At 54.1% G+C, this 16,216-nt stretch carries 16 protein-coding genes, 1 tRNA gene and 3 pseudogenes; 14 read left to right on the top strand and 6 right to left on the bottom strand.

The annotated features are described in order from the left end of the window. Window positions 1–20: 20 nt before the first annotated feature. A complete protein-coding gene (locus ACWKXX_RS11570) occupies window positions 21–1,541 on the top strand; it encodes a methyl-accepting chemotaxis protein (protein WP_047365709.1) in 1,521 nt (506 codons plus the stop codon). 239 nt (window positions 1,542–1,780) lie between these two features. Then, window positions 1,781–3,340, top strand: coding sequence for a methyl-accepting chemotaxis protein (locus tag ACWKXX_RS11575; RefSeq protein ID WP_261665980.1), 1,560 nt, complete (start codon window positions 1,781–1,783; stop codon window positions 3,338–3,340). Here ACWKXX_RS11575 and ACWKXX_RS11580 read toward each other — a convergent pair. Beyond that, window positions 3,337–3,831, bottom strand: coding sequence for a PadR family transcriptional regulator (locus ACWKXX_RS11580; RefSeq protein WP_015571917.1), 495 nt, complete (start codon window positions 3,829–3,831; stop codon window positions 3,337–3,339). The two genes, ACWKXX_RS11575 and ACWKXX_RS11580, sit on opposite strands and share 4 nt — an antisense overlap. 145 nt (window positions 3,832–3,976) lie before the next feature. Here ACWKXX_RS11580 and ACWKXX_RS11585 point away from each other — a divergent pair, with 145 nt between their 5' ends. Then, window positions 3,977–4,741 carry a siderophore-interacting protein gene (locus ACWKXX_RS11585; RefSeq protein ID WP_261665981.1) on the top strand — a complete coding sequence of 255 codons (765 nt, stop codon included), beginning with the start codon at window positions 3,977–3,979 and terminating at the stop codon, window positions 4,739–4,741. On the opposite strand, the gene ACWKXX_RS11590 is transcribed toward ACWKXX_RS11585, so the two are convergent. Together ACWKXX_RS11590 and ACWKXX_RS11595 are read right to left on the bottom strand one after the other, a co-directional pair. Further along, window positions 4,742–5,911 (bottom strand): DNA repair protein, encoded by a 1,170-nt coding sequence (locus tag ACWKXX_RS11590; RefSeq protein WP_284329638.1) that lies wholly within the window; start codon window positions 5,909–5,911, stop codon window positions 4,742–4,744. A 321-nt stretch (window positions 5,912–6,232) separates the two neighbouring features. Further along, window positions 6,233–6,412: pseudogene (locus tag ACWKXX_RS11595) on the bottom strand (type VI secretion system tube protein Hcp); the annotation flags it as partial. A gap of 206 nt (window positions 6,413–6,618) precedes the next feature. On the opposite strand from ACWKXX_RS11595, the gene ACWKXX_RS11600 reads away from it, so the two are divergent. The 10 genes and pseudogenes from ACWKXX_RS11600 to ACWKXX_RS11645 all read left to right on the top strand — a co-directional run. Then, window positions 6,619–7,011, top strand: coding sequence for a polymorphic toxin type 44 domain-containing protein (locus ACWKXX_RS11600; RefSeq protein WP_017692645.1), 393 nt, complete (start codon window positions 6,619–6,621; stop codon window positions 7,009–7,011). Next, window positions 6,989–7,453: a hypothetical protein gene (locus tag ACWKXX_RS11605; protein WP_048246854.1), complete on the top strand. Its 465-nt coding sequence runs from the start codon at window positions 6,989–6,991 to the stop codon at window positions 7,451–7,453. The genes ACWKXX_RS11600 and ACWKXX_RS11605 overlap by 23 nt, the downstream gene beginning before the upstream one ends. 176 nt (window positions 7,454–7,629) lie before the next feature. Continuing rightward, window positions 7,630–7,923, top strand: a pseudogene (locus tag ACWKXX_RS11610) (hypothetical protein); the annotation flags it as partial. Between the two features lie 14 nt (window positions 7,924–7,937). Further along, window positions 7,938–8,183 (top strand): Rz1-like lysis system protein LysC, encoded by a 246-nt coding sequence (gene lysC, locus ACWKXX_RS11615; RefSeq protein ID WP_261665982.1) that lies wholly within the window; start codon window positions 7,938–7,940, stop codon window positions 8,181–8,183. After that, window positions 8,146–8,613, top strand: coding sequence for a phage tail protein (locus tag ACWKXX_RS11620; RefSeq protein WP_032673296.1), 468 nt, complete (start codon window positions 8,146–8,148; stop codon window positions 8,611–8,613). Before lysC ends, ACWKXX_RS11620 begins: the two co-directional genes overlap by 38 nt. Then, window positions 8,606–9,055: a phage virion morphogenesis protein gene (locus ACWKXX_RS11625; RefSeq protein ID WP_261665983.1), complete on the top strand. Its 450-nt coding sequence runs from the start codon at window positions 8,606–8,608 to the stop codon at window positions 9,053–9,055. The genes ACWKXX_RS11620 and ACWKXX_RS11625 overlap by 8 nt, the downstream gene beginning before the upstream one ends. A gap of 148 nt (window positions 9,056–9,203) precedes the next feature. After that, window positions 9,204–9,974 carry a hypothetical protein gene (locus ACWKXX_RS11630; protein WP_039269721.1) on the top strand — a complete coding sequence of 257 codons (771 nt, stop codon included), beginning with the start codon at window positions 9,204–9,206 and terminating at the stop codon, window positions 9,972–9,974. 96 nt (window positions 9,975–10,070) lie between these two features. Then, window positions 10,071–10,679, top strand: a complete 609-nt coding sequence (locus ACWKXX_RS11635) for a phage baseplate assembly protein V (protein WP_261666497.1) — start codon at window positions 10,071–10,073, stop codon at window positions 10,677–10,679. Further along, the gene (locus ACWKXX_RS11640; RefSeq protein ID WP_048246862.1) at window positions 10,676–11,026 is read left to right on the top strand and encodes a GPW/gp25 family protein; all 351 of its coding nucleotides are present in this window, start codon (window positions 10,676–10,678) and stop codon (window positions 11,024–11,026) included. The genes ACWKXX_RS11635 and ACWKXX_RS11640 overlap by 4 nt, the downstream gene beginning before the upstream one ends. A gap of 5 nt (window positions 11,027–11,031) precedes the next feature. Continuing rightward, window positions 11,032–11,388 (top strand): annotated as a pseudogene (locus tag ACWKXX_RS11645) (baseplate assembly protein); the annotation flags it as partial. A 212-nt stretch (window positions 11,389–11,600) separates the two neighbouring features. On the opposite strand, the gene ACWKXX_RS11650 reads toward ACWKXX_RS11645, so the two are convergent. After that, window positions 11,601–11,676 (bottom strand) — tRNA-Ile (locus ACWKXX_RS11650). 124 nt (window positions 11,677–11,800) lie between these two features. Between ACWKXX_RS11650 and mug the strand changes: the two genes are divergently transcribed. After that, complete coding sequence (gene mug, locus ACWKXX_RS11655) at window positions 11,801–12,307, top strand: G/U mismatch-specific DNA glycosylase (RefSeq protein WP_017384024.1); 507 nt, start codon at window positions 11,801–11,803, stop codon at window positions 12,305–12,307. Window positions 12,308–12,409: 102 nt separating this feature from the next. Here the strand turns inward: mug and rpoD are convergent, their stop codons facing one another. Both rpoD and dnaG read right to left on the bottom strand, forming a co-directional pair. Beyond that, on the bottom strand, window positions 12,410–14,254 hold the full coding sequence (gene rpoD, locus ACWKXX_RS11660; protein ID WP_015571912.1) for an RNA polymerase sigma factor RpoD: 1,845 nt from the start codon (window positions 14,252–14,254) through the stop codon (window positions 12,410–12,412). Between the two features lie 152 nt (window positions 14,255–14,406). Further along, a complete protein-coding gene (dnaG, locus tag ACWKXX_RS11665) occupies window positions 14,407–16,152 on the bottom strand; it encodes a DNA primase (protein ID WP_003862574.1) in 1,746 nt (581 codons plus the stop codon). Window positions 16,153–16,216: the final 64 nt, after the last annotated feature.

Here is a 16,216-nt window from a genome sequence, read left to right on the forward strand (position 1 = left end):
ACCTGCAAGGGATGCTCACTATGTCCTCTCCTGACTATGTCACCCAGAATGAATATCCGCTGGACGATGACACCACGCTTATGTCGACCACCGACCTCCACAGCTACATGACCCACACTAACGACACCTTTGTGCAAGTGAGCGGCTTTACGCTCCAGGAGCTGCTCGGGCAACCGCACAACATTGTGCGTCATCCGGATATGCCGAAAGCGGCTTTTGCCGACATGTGGTACACGCTGCAAAAGGGCGAACCCTGGAGCGGGATTGTCAAAAACCGACGTAAAAATGGCGATCACTATTGGGTACGCGCCAATGCGGTACCAATGGTGCGTAACGGCCAGATGACGGGCTATATGTCCATTCGTACCCGCGCCACCGAGGACGAGGTCGCCGCGGTGGAGCCGCTTTATAAGGCGCTCAACGAAGGACGCTGCAAAAAACGCATTCATAAAGGGCTGGTGGTGCGCAAAGGCTGGCTCGGCAAACTACCGGCGATGCCGCTGCGCTGGCGCGTGCGTAGCGTAATGGCGGTACTTTTCGCGGTGATGGCCGCAACGCTGGTTGCCAGTGCCGCGGGCTGGGCTTCGCTGGCGGCGGCAGCCGTGGTGATGCTGCTTGGCACCCTGGTGTTTGAGCAACAGATTGTCCGCCCGGTGGAAAACGTCGCACGGCAGGCGCTCAGGGTCGCTACCGGAGAGCGTAACAGCGTGCAGCATCTTAACCGCAGCGATGAACTGGGGCTGACGCTGCGGGCCGTCGGACAGCTGGGGCTGATGTGCCGCTGGCTGATCAACGACGTCTCCAGCCAGGTGGTGAGCGTGCGCGACGGCAGCGACAGGCTGGCGCAGGGCAATGAAGATCTCAACGACCGCACGCGCCAGACCGTGGCTAACGTGCAGCAGACCGTGGCAACAATGAACCAGATGGCGGCGTCGGTGCAGAGTAACTCTGAGACCGCAGCCGAAGTCGACAAGCTATCGATGGCCGCCAGCAGCGCGGCCACGCAGGGGGGCACCGTGATGCAGACCGTGGTGAAAACCATGGATGACATTGCCGACAGTACCCAGCGCATTGGCTCTATTACCTCGCTTATCAATGACATCGCCTTCCAGACCAATATTCTGGCGCTGAACGCCGCGGTTGAGGCGGCACGCGCAGGCGAGCAGGGGAAAGGTTTTGCGGTGGTGGCGGGCGAAGTGCGTCATCTTGCCAGCCGCAGCGCGAACGCGGCTAACGATATTCGCAAGCTGATCGACGCCAGCGCCAGCAAAGTGCAGTCGGGCGCCGATCAGGTCCACGCCGCGGGACGTACCATGGATGATATTGTCGAGCAGGTGAAAAACGTCACGCAGCTTATCGCGCAGATCAGTCACGCCACCTCAGAGCAGGCGACAGGCCTGACAGAGCTGACCCGTGCCGTGGCAGAGCTGGACAGCATTACGCAGAAAAATGCTGACCTGGTCGAAGAGAGCGCGCAGATTTCCGCGATGGTTAAGCACCGGGCCGGACGCCTTGAAGATGCGGTTACCGTGCTGCATTAAGAAATACATGCTTCGATAAAGCCGTTTATTCCTCCTGGGTAAACGGCTTTTTTGTTTTTCAGAATAAGTTATGTTGTTAATGAAATATTAAGTAACTAAAAAAAGCGCCCGGTTTTTAATTGTTACAATCCAGATTCATTGAGAGTGAAAAATAAAAAAACGATCAAAGTCATAAAGTTAGCGTGTTTCCTGTCGATAACAGCGATCGTCTGAGAAATAATCACATCGATGGGGTAAATATGTTCATACATGACGTAAAGATCGGCACGAAATTATTTCTGGCGTTTGGATTATTTATTGTCCTGATGGTCGTCAGCGCAAGCTTGTCTCTGATGAGCCTGAATCGGGCAAACAATGGAATGCAAACCATCCTTACCAGCGACTATCCAACGACGGTAAAAGCGAACCAGTTAATCGACAACTTCCAGGAATTTATAAGCACGCAGCAGCTCATGCTGCTGGACGAACAGGGGACGTACACGGCGCAATCAGAGCAGCGTCTGAAGGCGATCAGCGACCGCATCTCCGCAATCCTGAGCGAGCTGGACAACGCTCTCAAGGATAAAAAATCCCAACAGGTGCTGGCCGATATCCACGGCGTACGCCAGCAATATCTTGACTCGCGCTACCGCATTTTGCAGGCCGTGCAGAATAACGACCATGCGGGCGCGATAAACGAAATGATGACCAACACCCTGAATCTGCAACAGTCCTATAAAGCGAAAGTGCAGGCGCTGATTGCGATCCAGGACCATGAAATGCAGAGTGCGGGCGAGCAGGTGGAAGGCGATTTCCGCACCAATCGTCTCCTGCTGGTCCTGATTACGCTTTTCAGCGTCGCGGCAGCCAGCCTGACTGGCTGGTTCATTGTGCGATCCATTACCCGACCGCTGAACGACGCGGTGAATTTTGCGGAGGCCATTGCCGATGGCGATCTCACCGGCAGCATTACCTCGCACGGTAAAGATGAAACCGGACTGCTACTCACCGCACTGATGGAGATGAAAACGCGCCTGCTGGAGATTGTGCAGCAGGTGCAAACCGGATCGGAAAACATCTCCAGTGCCGCCGCGCAGATTGTCGCGGGAAACCAGGATCTGGCTGCCCGCACGGAGGAGCAGGCCAGTTCCGTTGAACAAACGGCCGCGTCGATGGAGCAGATCACCGCTACGGTGAAGAACACCGCGTCCCACACCGGAGAAGCGACGAACCTGTCTGCCGATGCGGCTGCTGTGGTCAAAAACAACGGCGAGATGATGAAGCAGGTCACCAGCAAGATGCGCCTGATTAACGAAACATCGAACAGGATGTCCGACATTATCGACCTGATCGACGCCATTGCCTTCCAGACTAATATTCTGGCGCTGAATGCGGCGGTCGAAGCAGCGCGCGCGGGTGAGCATGGTCGTGGCTTTGCGGTGGTGGCGGGCGAGGTACGCCAGCTCGCGCAGAAAAGTGCAACATCTGCGAGTGAGATCCGCCAGCTGATTGAAAGCTCCACAAGCCAGACGCAGGACGGCATGAACCTTGTGGAGAAGGCCAGCGGGCTTATCAACGGCATGGTCGGCAACGTAGAGGAGATGGACGTAATCCTGCGTGAGATTCGCCAGGCCAGCCACGAACAGACGGAAGGCATCTCGCAGATCAACAGCGCGATTGGCCTGATAGACGCCACCACCCAGCAGAACTCCGCGCTGGTGGAGGAGTCCGTTGCGGCGGCGGCATCCCTTAACGAACAGGCGATGCACCTGAAAGAGCTGGTTCGCGTGTTCCGCGTGAGCGACGGCGTGCTGGCTTAATCCAGCTGGGAGATCTCCAGCGCCGCGCGGTCAATCACGCCGATAATCTGTTTCAACTGCGCGTCGCTGAGCTCTCCCTGATTAACCTTCAGATCCAGAACCGCTTTGAAGTTATCCAGCGCCCGCTTCATCTGCGGGTTTTTGCGCAGCTGGAAACCGACGGAGCGCGCCTTGATACGCGTCTGGATCTGCTCCAGCTGTTCCCGGTTGTCATCCAGCCACTGTTCTCCGGCGGCGTTAATCGCAATCCGCTTACGGCCGTTCTCTTCTTCGGTAATGGTGATAAGCGCCTGATCCTGCAAGTAATCCAGCGTCGGATAGATCACGCCAGGGCTAGGCGTGTAATGTCCCTGCGTCAGGTTTTCGATCTCTTTGATCAGCTCGTAACCATGGCTCGCGTTGCGGGTCAGGATATCCAGGATCACCAGCCGCAAATCGCCATGACCAAAAAATCGTGGCCGGCGTCCGCCGCCGTCGTGTTCGTGTCGCATGTTTTTCCCTCAATTTGATATATCTAAACTATATCTAAGATATATTCAGATGTAATCTAAAAAATCTTGATTTCTTAGTTAATAGCAATCATTATCATTAAAAATTCATTCCGATATATCGTATTCACCTGAGAAGGGCATCAACATGGCATCTACCCGTTACCCTCAACGTGTCCGCAATGACCTGCGTTTTCGTGAGCTGAACGTGCTGCGCACTGAGCGAGTCAGCGCAGGATTTCAGCGCATTGTGCTAGGCGGCGAGGCGCTGGAGGGCTTTAGCTCTCGCGGCTTTGACGACCATACCAAAGTCTTTTTCCCGGCACCGGGCACCACTTTCGTGCCGCCTGTGGTGACCGATGAAGGCATCGACTGGGGCGACGGCGCGCGTCCGCAGGCACGTGACTATACCCCGCTGTACGATGACGAAAAACATGAGCTGGCGCTCGATTTCTTCGTTCATGATGGCGGCATTGCCAGCAACTGGGCGGTAGAGGCTAAGGTGGGCGACAAGCTGACCATCGGCGGGCCGCGCGGTTCGCTGGTGGTGCCGGAAGATTACGCCTGGCAGCTGTACGTGTGCGACGAGTCGGGGATGCCCGCGCTGCGCCGGCGCTTAGAAGGCATCGCAAAACTGCCTGTTCGCCCGGCGATCCACGCCATTGTCACCGTGGGCGATGCGGCGTATCAGGACTATCTGGCGCACCTGAGCGGGTTCAACATCACCTGGGTTATCGGCCACAACGAGCAGGCGGTGGCCGACCATCTTGCAGCGCTGGACGTGCCGGAAGAGGATTACTTTATCTGGCTGACCGGGGAGGGGAAGGTGGTGAAACGCCTGAGCCGTCAGTTTGAAAGCGACGCAATTGACCCACAGCTGGTGCGTGCCAGCGCGTACTGGCACGCCAAATAATCAGGCAGCGGGATCCAGCTGCGCTTCGCTCACCTGATGTTCGAGCGAGGCGCATACCTCTTTCAGCGCTTTCTCCTGCTGGGCAAAGTAGGCTTCCATATTGCTGAGCGACGAGACGAGCAGCCAGGACTCTTCTTTCTCCAGCTCTGCCAGCTCGTTCACCAGGGTATCGATTTGCTCACGCACCTGCGCCATCTTTTTACGAATACGTTCCAGGTCGTTCAGCCTGTCGCTCGCCATCATCGGTTCGAATCCTTGTTGCAGACGGGCGACCAGCGAGCGAATGGCCTTCACGTCGCCGCGCTGTTTGGCCTGGTTGAGTTGCACCATCATCCTGTTGGCTTCCTCTTTTAAATCATCGGCAACCAGATCCGGGTGGCATAGCTTGCTCGCCTGACGCCAGAGCCGCTTCAGCTCGTTCCGATCCTCTTCAGAGAGATCCTTGCCTTTACGCAGGCGAACTTCGGCATCATGATGCTGTTCGCGATACTTCCTGTACTCTTCATTGGCCTCATCGCGCGCCTGACGTGCCGGCTCTTCTTCACGCGTTAAACCGGTCTCCAGCTCCATCGCTTCGGCCAGCAGGTTGGCAATCAGATTGCTTTGCTGCTGAAGATGCTTGCGCACCTCTGCCGCCTGAACGGAATCCGCAGGCAGATCTCGCCAGCGCCGGGTGAGCGTTGTCAGAACCTCTACGGCCTGCGCCATATAGTCCTGGCAGCGGCGGTAATCCTCTTCCCGACGACGCGTCTCCGCCTGCTGACGACGCAGGTTAAGCTCCGCCAGCGTTTTACGCAGGGCGAGGATCTGCTGCATCAACGGCCCGAGGCGGGAGAAATAGAGATCGTTGAACTCATCAAGCTGCTGTACCCGGGCGTTACGGCGATCAATCAGATCGCGCAGACGCTCTTCCAGGGCTTTCAGCTCCAGCTTGCTGGCCGCCAGCTGTGGGTCACGCCACGGGGTAACGGCGCGCTGGCTTTGCAGCCAGGCGGTGATAGCGCGAAGGGCTGCGGTGTAGTTTTTCTGCTCAAGCGCCGCGACGATGGACAGGAGATCATCGTCAAAGGCTTCCTCTTTGAGACGTTTCAGCTGGCTCCGGATGATGTCGTCATCTTCCAGCTCAATGGCATTTTTAATGATTTCTAGCCGTTTGATCGGTGTGCTCATGATGCCTTTCGCTCTGGCGCTTAAGTATTTGAGTTAAGGTTAGTTGTTGTAAAAGCTACAGGAAATAATACACACGGATGATGATCGGCGCGATGGGGGATTTCTTTAGTTTTTAGGGTTTGTGAAAGAGTGAGAGTTATTGAATCTTCCTTCTGGAACGGGGTGCGCGAGGTTAAATGTGACCTTAGAGTTCACTTTTGAATGCGGGAGCCGAGAAACTCGAAAATTTGGCGTTCTGGAGGCGTGCAGCGGCAGCGGTACGCCGCAATAACTGCCAGAGAATGCTTAACAGCATTAAGCATGATTAAAATACCCCAAATGTATAAGAAGTGCGGAGAGCTGGAACCGGGTTATCTTGCCGGTGTTGTTATCGGTCGGAACTAACAAGCCGTGACTAAAAGAGAGGATCTCTATACTACCTTCTCTATTTTGAACATCCACAGAACCCTTAATCGGGTTGCCGCCATCATCCTTAAGCCATAGATAAGCAGGAATAGCCATTTTTAAAACTCCATTTCCATTGAGGGTAAACCCTCATTAATGACTAAATACGGATCGCAGGTGATACAAATTGTGTTATAGGTTCGTGTTATTTAATTTCGTTACTTATTGATGTTGCAAATAAAATTAATAAATTGATCTTCAGCAGTACGCATTACCGTTATTGCTCTTATGTTGCCCTTTTTGCCTGGCAGAAAGGAAGAACGATGGCATGTATACCGATTTATCCACCCCGCGGGCTGGAGATATTGCGCGAACACATAAGGCTCGCGCGGGCGCGTCACGAAGTCCAGAATATGGCCGCCCCGCTTACGTATACGTGGTTTTATGAGCGAGTAAGAAACGGCGGGCCGTGGGATTACAAACAACATAAACGGGCTTATGCTGACTTCGGGAATTTCCATTACGGCGCTGTGGGTTATGCAGCGTGCATCCCTGCAAAGATTTTGCTTATTGCTGCCGGCGCGGCGCAGTGGAAAGCCGGCACATCAAGACCCGAATGGGGTAATTTCACGGGGACCCCGCCGTTTGGTGATGATCCGATTGACCAATTTTGGATAAAGCAAGGCATCGACTATGTTAAACAGCATCACTTTTAGGACGCTGCACTGGATCGCCACTATTCTTATGGCCCTGGCGGTCGCGGGGTACTGTTATTTCCAACATATACAGCGTTTAACTGTTAGTGATCGGCTATATCAAGTTCGCCAGCTCACGCCCCGGACCTGGTTATACATTACTGAGCATGACGGCTCGAACATGACCACCGGGGAAGTGTATCGTTATTTTTTAGCGAGTAAGATTGACGGTGATCCGCTGGTGGCTCTCGAAAAACAACATATCGCGCCCACGCTTACAGCGAATACCGCCCGCGCAAAAGTTGAAGGCATAGGCAACAATATCTCATTTACTGTTCACGGCACTGTGTACAGCTTTACAACGTCCGCATTTTTTTATGATGCTGAGGGAATAGCGGCCGCGCCGTCAATTGACTTAACGGCCCGTGGCGAGAGCTGGGACAAGGGGAAATTTAGTCGATAGATAAATATTTATTTAAAAATCCCTTGCGGTCGGGTCAATGATCCGATGAGCCGCGTGTAAGTTTTCACGGCGTACCCGTGCGATTTTTGGGAAACAGCTGCATCCACCGGGCAAAGGTCTGCCCCATATCAGCCAGGCGATTCAGCAGCGGATATCCAGCCAGACAGCGGCGGCGATACACCGATCTGGTGTTGCGCTGGTTTACCGGGTACGTGGAACGCTCGCAACCTGCTGAAAACGGCTTTCAGCGTCTGTTTGTTCGTAAACTGGTCGGCGTATTCGAACGCCTCTGGCCATGTTCCTTCCAGCCCCCCACGCTGCGCGAAGTGGCCAGCTGGCTGACAGAGCACAGCGGCCTGACCTTCAGCGTGCCGGATGCAGATTATTTAGACCGTCCGATCCCACATTTCACCCACAGCGGAACGGGGTATCAGCTACTGGATAATCTCGGAAAGACCTTCGGCATACAGCGCTGAGCTGCCTGATGTTGTGCGCAGGCTGCACACCCGCGCCGGTTGCGCCTCCGCCGGTCATTGTTTACAGCGCCTGCCCGAAAGTGAGCTATTGCCCGATGCCGGGAAACGACCCGGCCACTAATGGCGACCTGAGTGCAGATATTCGCAGGCTTGAGCACGCGCTCGCCGCCTGCGCGTTACAGATTGAAACCGTCAAAGACTGTCAGGATAAACTCGATGAAGAAAGCAATCAGCCTGCGAAAAGCGCTAACTGACGCCGTCCCGCAGCTTAAAACCAATCCCGAGATGATGCGCATTTTTGCCGACGAGGGGAATATCGATGCACGGCTCGCGGCCTCCCTGTCCCACGAGAAAATTTACACCCTGAATGTGATCGTGTGCGATTTCGTAGGCGACCCTGATTTGATTTTCGTGCCGGTAGCCGCGTGGCTCAGGGAAAACCAGCCGGATATCTGCACGCTCGATGAGGGGCATAAAAAGGGCTACCGCTTCCAGATGGATTTAAACGACGGTGATACGGTTGATATCAGCATTAGCCTCCAGCTCACCGAGCGCACCATCATCAGGGAGGAAAACGGCGCGCTGCATGTGAGCTATGCCCCGGAGCCGCCACCGCCTGAACCCGTCACGCGTCCAAAAGAGCTCTATATCAACGGCGAACTGGTGAGCAAGTGGGATGAGTGACTTTAAACCCTTTGATAACAAGCTCGCCGGGCTGCTTGCCGCCCTGTCACCCGCAGGGCGCCGGAAGCTTGCCGGTGAGATTGCGAAGCAACTCAGAACGGCGCAACAGCAACGTATTAAACAGCAAAAAGCCCCGGATGGCTCACCGTATCAGGCGCGAAAGCGCCAGCCACTGAGAGCCAAACAAGGTCGAATTAAACGGGCGATGTTTCAAAAACTGCGCACTAACCGGTACATGAAAGCCAGTGGCCGCGAAAACGGTGCTGTGGTGGAATTTACCGGAAAAGTGCAGCGTATCGCGCGTGTCCATCAGTACGGCCTCAAAGACCGGCCAAACGCGCACGCTCAGGATGTTCAGTATGCAGAGCGCCAGTTACTCGGATTTAGTCAGACGGATAAACAACGTATTGAGAGTCTTATTGTCGAATATTTAAAAAGTTAGCAAAGCCTGATGATTACTGGTTTTTAAGGTCAAGTTAAATATCTCAAAGCCATGAGGAGCTGTTATTTATGTGGTCAGCCTCATCTTGACTGGTAAATACGGAGCTTATTATTCTTGATGCGTTAATAATTACGCAGAGGCAAAGGGAATGTTTGAAAGTTTGTTTAGTGTTGGATCGCTGGTTGCACTTTCAGTTGGTGCAATATTCAGTTTTAAAATTGCCAGGGTTAATCTGAATCTGCGCAACGATGTCAGGAACCAAAGCCCTGACATCCATGGAGATAACAATACTGTTATCTTCACTCAAGCAATGACAGGCGTCAGAAAGGAGATGGCATTCTCTGTGAAGTTGAGCGCGTTCTTAATGGCGATTACATTTCATATGTTTCCTCCGTTTTACGTCAACCTCCTCAGCTCACTGGTATTCATTCTTCCATTGCTAAGCCTTGTTGGCGTGTTTTATACGATTAGGGCTAATGGCTTTTACAGGGGATGGGATGTCATGTACCTTCTGGCATCCATCATTTTAAGTGTGATTTTTTATTGCTCATCAATAGCTATAGCTCATTACAGTCACCTTTATCCTCAGTTGTACTCGATTTTTGAGTCTGTCTTTGGTAGTGGTTTTAGGTTGATATCTACCTCATCGACACAACAGTGGAGTTTTCTGCTGATTATTGTGTCGAGCATTGCATGCCCTGCTTTAATTGTCCTTGGTTTTTATCTGGCCTTTGGTTGCACAGTTGCAAGGGATGGCAACGATATATTCAGATATTGTGTCAGGTCGATAGGTGGAGGGTATCTTGCTTATGTTTTCTTATCGGGTGTGATGTTTTCTGCTTCTCAGGGTAATGTCGATAATTTTGTGAATGTCCTGCTTTACCCCGTATTTACTCTCAGAGACCTTTTTACTTTTTAAATCGTTGTGCTGTAAGTCATACATCCAGCCCTAATTGCCGCTGGCCTTTCCCAGCGGCATCCTTCCCGTATGAATAATTTAAATTCTCTACAATAAATCGCACGCGCGATCCGCAACCTCATCCGCACCGGCATCGTGACCAACGTCGACCACGACGAGGGGCTGTGTCGTGTCCAGACCGGCGGCATGCAAACCACCTGGCTTAACTGGCTCACCTGTCGTGCCGGTCGCTCTCGCGTGTGGTGGGCTTCGTCCATCGGCGAGCAGGTGTTATTGCTGGCCATCGGCGGTGAACTCGATACGGCCTTTGTGCTACCAGGCATTTTCTCAGACGACCATCCTGCGCCATCAGCCTCACCTGATGCGTTACATGTGGCATTTCCCGATGGCGCTGTCATTGAGTTCGAACCCGAAAGCGGCGCGCTCACCGTGTCAGGTATCAAAACCGCCAATGTCACCGTGTCGGATTCCATTACAGCCACCGTGCCGGTGGTGCTGGTTAGAGCCTCGACCCGTATCACTCTCAATACACCCGAGGTGGTGTGTACCAACAAACTGACGACCGGCACGCTCGAAGTGCGGAAAGGCGGGACGATGTCCGGGAATATCGAGCACACTGGCGGGTCACTGTCGTCTAATGGCAAAGTGCTGCACCTTCATAAACACCCGGGCGATAGTGGCGGAACAACGGGGGCACCGATATGACATTGCGTTATCTCGGAATGAACAGCCAGACCGGCCTCAGTATCTCTGAGGTTGAGCATATCAGGCAGAGCGTGCGCGACATTCTCGTCACACCGGTTGGCTCGCGCGTCATGCGCCGTGAATACGGCTCGCTTCTGTCGGCACTGATTGACCAGCCGCAGACACCGGCACTGCGATTGCAGATTATGGCCGCGTGCTATTCCGCGATCCTGAAGTGGGAGCCGCGTGTCAGTCTGACAACCATCACCTTTGAGCGGTCGGAGACCGACGGCGGGCTGTATGTCGATATCACCGGCACGCGATCGGCTAACGGCCAGCCCTTTTCCCTCACCATTCCACTGAGTTAAACGCTATGGCAATTGTTGACCTTACGCCTGATGTCGTGGAAGTGCTGGACTATGAGACCATCCTCGCAGAGCGAAAGGCGACCCTCGTCTCGTTATACCCGGAGGAACAACAGGGGGCAGTCGCGCGCACGCTGATCCTCGAATCAGAGCCGATTGTTAAGCTGCTGGAGGAAAACGCCTACCGGGGAGTTATCTGGCGACAGCGCGTCAACGAGGCCGCGCGTGCGGTCATGCTGGCTTACGCTGCCGGAAGCGATCTCGACCAGATTGGGGCGAATTACAATGTCCCGCGACTCGTCATCACCCCGTCAGACGACACGACATTTCCGCCCACGCCAGCGGTGATGGAGTCTGACACTGACTAACTCCCGCTCCACCTCACCCGACTGTGGGTGGTCAGCGGCCATTATGGCTGTGATAAATTCCTGCTAAGTGCCCGCCCTGTGCGGGTTTTTTTATGCGCCGAGGAAAGTCGTGTTAAAAATTTACCGCCATTTCATCGCCACTTAAAATTCAGACAACAAAAAAGCCACTCAATCGAGTGGCTTAACTGGATGATTCTAAAGCTAAAATTTGGTGGCCCCTGCTGGACTTGAACCAGCGACCAAGCGATTATGAGTCGCCTGCTCTAACCACTGAGCTAAGGGGCCGTGGCGGTGAATTATAAAGTAACTCCCCTCAGCAATCCAGCCATTCACACCTGCCTGCTGTTTTTATAAACAACGCATAATCAATCCTTTATACTTACCTTAAGATGCATAGACAGGAGTAGAGATGATCAACGATATTCTGGCCCCTGGCCTGCGGGTGGTGTTCTGCGGTATCAATCCGGGTAAGTCATCGGCGCACACCGGTTTTCACTTTGCTCATCCGGGAAATCGCTTCTGGAAGGTGATCCACCAGGCCGGTTTTACCGACAAACAGCTTAAGCCGGAAGAAGAGCAGCAGCTGCTGGATACGCGCTGTGGCATCACCATGCTGGTCGAGCGACCCACGGTACAGGCAAGCGAAGTGAATCTGCATGAGCTGCGCGCTGGCGGGCGTGAGCTGATCGCGAAAATTGAAGACTATCAGCCCGCGGCGCTGGCGATCCTCGGCAAGCAGGCCTACGAGCAGGCGTTCAGCCAGCGCGGCGCCAGCTGGGGTAAGCAGAACATTACCATTGGCGTAACGCAGGTGTGGGTGCTGCCAAACCCGAGCGGGCTGAACAGGGCGACGCTGGACAAGCTGGTGGAGGCGTATCGGGAACTGGATGAGGCGCTGGTGGTGAGGGGGCTTTAGCTCCTCTGCGGCTTGATGCCCTCATCCTGACCCTCTCCCACAGGGAGAGGGAATAAACAAAAAAAAAGCTCCCGATTGGGAGCTTTTTCATTTCAGGACCGATTAATCGTCCAGGAAGCTACGCAGCACTTCAGAGCGGCTCGGATGGCGCAGCTTACGCAGCGCCTTCGCTTCGATCTGACGGATACGTTCGCGGGTAACGTCAAACTGTTTACCCACTTCTTCCAGCGTGTGGTCGGTGTTCATGTCGATACCGAAACGCATACGCAGCACTTTGGCTTCACGGGCGGTCAGGCCAGCCAGCACGTCGTGCGTAGCGGCACGCAGGCTCTCGGTGGTGGCAGAGTCCAGCGGCAGCTCGAGGGTGGTATCCTCGATGAAATCACCCAGATGCGAATCTTCATCATCACCGATTGGCGTTTCCATGGAGATTGGCTCTTTAGCGATTTTCAGCACTTTACGGATCTTGTCTTCCGGCATCAGCATGCGTTCAGCCAGCTCTTCCGGCGTCGGCTCGCGGCCCATCTCCTGCAACATCTGGCGAGAGATACGGTTGAGTTTGTTGATGGTCTCAATCATATGCACCGGAATACGGATGGTGCGCGCCTGGTCTGCGATAGAGCGGGTGATCGCCTGACGGATCCACCAGGTAGCATAGGTGGAGAACTTGTAACCACGACGGTATTCAAACTTATCTACCGCTTTCATCAGACCGATGTTGCCTTCCTGAATCAGATCCAGGAATTGCAGGCCACGGTTGGTGTATTTCTTGGCGATAGAGATAACCAGACGTAAGTTCGCTTCAACCATCTCTTTCTTCGCACGGCGGGCTTTCGCTTCACCGATGGACATACGACGGTTGATGTCTTTCACCTGCTCGATGGTCAGGCCGGTCTCTTCTTCAATCTGATGCAGTTTTTGCAGGCCGCGCTGTACGTCTTCTTTCACGTCGTGCAGCTTTTCAGACCACGGCTTGTTCATCGCGATAGCGGCGTTGAACCAGGTTTCGCTGGTTTCATTGCCGGTGAAGAGGGTAATGAAGTTCTTCTTCGGCATTTTGCACTGTTCAACGCACAGCTTCATGATGATACGTTCCTGGGTACGTACGCGATCCATCATCACGCGCATGCTGTTCACCAGGTAGTCGAACTGTTTTGGCACCAGGCGGAACTGTTTGAACACTTCAGACAGCTTCAGGATCTCTTCCTGAGCGGCGGCATGGCTGCGGCCTTTCGCTTTGATGGTGTCACGCGTCACTTCGTACTGGGTACGCAGCTCGGCAAACTTCTCACGCGCCAGTTCAGGGTCGATGCTGTTGTCATCGTCGCTGCTGTCGTCCTCTTCTTCTTCATCTTCGTCTTCGTCGTCATCCATCTCTTCCTGAGACAGCTCAGAACCGACGTGAGTGGCGGTTGGCGCCATATCTTCTTCAGCGTTCGGGTCGACAAAGCCAGTGATCAGATCGGACAGACGCGCTTCTTCCGCTTCAACGCGATCGTACTGCTCCAGCAGATAGGTAATCGCTTCCGGGTATTCGGCAACAGAGCACTGAACCTGGTTGATCCCGTCTTCGATGCGTTTTGCGATGTCAATTTCGCCTTCGCGGGTCAACAGTTCAACGGTACCCATTTCGCGCATGTACATACGGACCGGGTCAGTGGTACGCCCGATTTCAGATTCCACGCTGGACAGGACCTGTGCAGCAGCTTCTTCCGCATCTTCGTCAGTGTTGTTGGAGGTTTCAGCCAGCAACAGATCATCGGCATCCGGTGCTTCTTCCATCACCTGAATGCCCATGTCATTGATCATTTGGATGATATCTTCGATCTGATCTGAATCGACGATATCTTCCGGCAGATGGTCATTGACCTCGGCATAGGTCAGATAGCCTTGCTCCTTACCGCGTTGGACAAGAAGTTTCAGCTGTGACTGCGGGTTTTGCTCCATAAGACGGTATCCACACTTAATTCGTTTGATTGGTGTCGGCGATGGGCTGCCAACCTTTAAAGCGAGGGCGTACTTATATTTTTGCCGCTGCCTCTCAGTGCGGCTGCCGGGGGCTTCCCGATCGATATTCGGCACTTAAGCCGTTAAATTTTTTATTTCTTCGCCAGTTCCTGGTTAATCATCCAGAGCTCCCGGCGTTCTTCGCTGCTCAGGCCATGGGTGCGCTCGCGAGCTATCAACTCTTCCTGGCGCAACTCAAGCATCGAATCAAACATATGGTTGAGCGAGTCGGTGAACGTTTTTTCTGCGATATCCTTATCTGCTATATCGTCCCACATCGACAGTTTTTCAAGGGTAGCGGCCTCTTTTGTGCCGCGATAATGCTCTAAAAGTTGTCCGGTGGTCAGACCTGGCTGAGACAAACAAGTGTTGACCAATTCTGAAAATAAGCCAAGCCCGGGCAATTTTTCGTGGTTCAAACCCGCCAGCGACGGCACTTGCGGAGCAAGTTCGGGGTTTTGCACCAGCAACCCTATCAGTATACGCATGGTTGTGCGTTTTAGCTGAGGCGCGGGGCGTACCGTGCCGTTTTCAGCCTGTTTCGGCATTAAACGTTCAAGCTGGCTGTCATCCAGAATGCCGAGCTTGTTGCCTAACTCCTGACGCAGATAGATGCGCAGCGTTTCGCCGGGCACCTGGCTGATTAACGGCAGCGCCAGCGTGCTGAGCTGCGCGCGCCCGTCAGGGGTACTCAAATCAACCTGCGGCATCAGGCTGTTAAACAGAAACGTGGAGAGCGGCTGAGCCTGCTCCATCCGCGCTTCAAACGCCGCTTTGCCCTCTTTACGCACCAGCGTATCCGGGTCTTCACCGTCGGGCAGGAACATAAAGCGTAGCTGACGCCCGTCGGTCATATACGGCAACGCGGTTTCCAGCGCTCGCCAGGCGGCGTCGCGTCCTGCGCGGTCACCGTCGTAACAGCAAATCACGTTGTTGGTGACGCGGAACAGCAGCTGGATATGGTCCGCCGTGGTGGACGTTCCCAGCGACGCAACGGCATAGTTAATGTCGTACTGCGCCAGCGCAACAACATCCATATAGCCTTCGACGACCAGAAGACGCGGAGGTTCCGCATTATCCTGCTGTGCCTCATAAAGACCGTAAAGCTGGCGGCCCTTATGGAAAATATCGGTTTCCGGGGAGTTAAGGTATTTCGGCAGGGCATCACCCAGCACGCGACCACCAAAACCTATCACCCGGCCACGCTTGTCGCGGATCGGGAACATCACCCGTTCACGGAAGCGGTCGTAGCTTCGTCCCTGGTCGTTGGTGACCAGCATGCCTGCGTCGATGAGGGATTTACGATCTTCGCTATTGCCGCCAAAACGCTTTAACACGTTGTCCCAGCCGGGCGGGGCGTAACCAATAGCGAAACGCGCAATCACATCGTCACTCAGTCCGCGCTTGTTCAGATACTGACGCGCAGGCTCAGCCGCAGAGTGCTTAAGAGACTGTTGGTAAAACGAATTCAGGCCATCCATCAGTTGGTACAGCGTTTGCCGCTGATGGCGCTCGATCTGACTTGGCCCACTGCCTGCTTCATACGGCACTTCAAGGTTATGCATCGCCGCCAGCTCTTCGACGGTTTCAACGAACTCGAGCTTGTCGTAGTTCATCAAAAAATCGACGGCATTACCGTGTGCGCCACAGCCGAAGCAATGGTAGAACTGTTTTTCACCGTTTACGGTGAAAGAGGGGGTTTTTTCGTTATGGAACGGACAGCACGCATGGTAGTTCTTGCCCTGCTTTTTTAGCTTCACCCGCGCGTCGATGAGATCGACGATGTCGGTTCTGGCAAGCAGGTCATTGATGAAAACGCGTGGGATTCTTCCGGCCATATGCCCCAAAAATTTAAGCGACTTATAAACGAAAACAAGCCGCGCATTCCTTCCGGAAGCACGG

The organism is Enterobacter sp. UPMP2061, from assembly GCF_053709615.1.

Bases quoted from the DNA above. Each gene is read 5' to 3' on its own strand.
- ACWKXX_RS11570 (WP_047365709.1), top strand. From the start codon at position 21: ATGTCCTCTCCTGACTATGTCACCCAGAATGAATATCCGCTGGACGAT.
- ACWKXX_RS11575 (WP_261665980.1), top strand. From the start codon at position 1,781: ATGTTCATACATGACGTAAAGATCGGCACGAAATTATTTCTGGCGTTT.
- ACWKXX_RS11580 (WP_015571917.1), bottom strand. From the start codon at position 3,831: ATGCGACACGAACACGACGGCGGCGGACGCCGGCCACGATTTTTTGGT.
- ACWKXX_RS11585 (WP_261665981.1), top strand. From the start codon at position 3,977: ATGGCATCTACCCGTTACCCTCAACGTGTCCGCAATGACCTGCGTTTT.
- ACWKXX_RS11590 (WP_284329638.1), bottom strand. From the start codon at position 5,911: ATGAGCACACCGATCAAACGGCTAGAAATCATTAAAAATGCCATTGAG.
- ACWKXX_RS11600 (WP_017692645.1), top strand. From the start codon at position 6,619: ATGGCATGTATACCGATTTATCCACCCCGCGGGCTGGAGATATTGCGC.
- ACWKXX_RS11605 (WP_048246854.1), top strand. From the start codon at position 6,989: ATGTTAAACAGCATCACTTTTAGGACGCTGCACTGGATCGCCACTATT.
- lysC (WP_261665982.1), top strand. From the start codon at position 7,938: ATGTTGTGCGCAGGCTGCACACCCGCGCCGGTTGCGCCTCCGCCGGTC.
- ACWKXX_RS11620 (WP_032673296.1), top strand. From the start codon at position 8,146: ATGAAGAAAGCAATCAGCCTGCGAAAAGCGCTAACTGACGCCGTCCCG.
- ACWKXX_RS11625 (WP_261665983.1), top strand. From the start codon at position 8,606: ATGAGTGACTTTAAACCCTTTGATAACAAGCTCGCCGGGCTGCTTGCC.
- ACWKXX_RS11630 (WP_039269721.1), top strand. From the start codon at position 9,204: ATGTTTGAAAGTTTGTTTAGTGTTGGATCGCTGGTTGCACTTTCAGTT.
- ACWKXX_RS11640 (WP_048246862.1), top strand. From the start codon at position 10,676: ATGACATTGCGTTATCTCGGAATGAACAGCCAGACCGGCCTCAGTATC.
- mug (WP_017384024.1), top strand. From the start codon at position 11,801: ATGATCAACGATATTCTGGCCCCTGGCCTGCGGGTGGTGTTCTGCGGT.
- rpoD (WP_015571912.1), bottom strand. From the start codon at position 14,254: ATGGAGCAAAACCCGCAGTCACAGCTGAAACTTCTTGTCCAACGCGGT.
- dnaG (WP_003862574.1), bottom strand. From the start codon at position 16,152: ATGGCCGGAAGAATCCCACGCGTTTTCATCAATGACCTGCTTGCCAGA.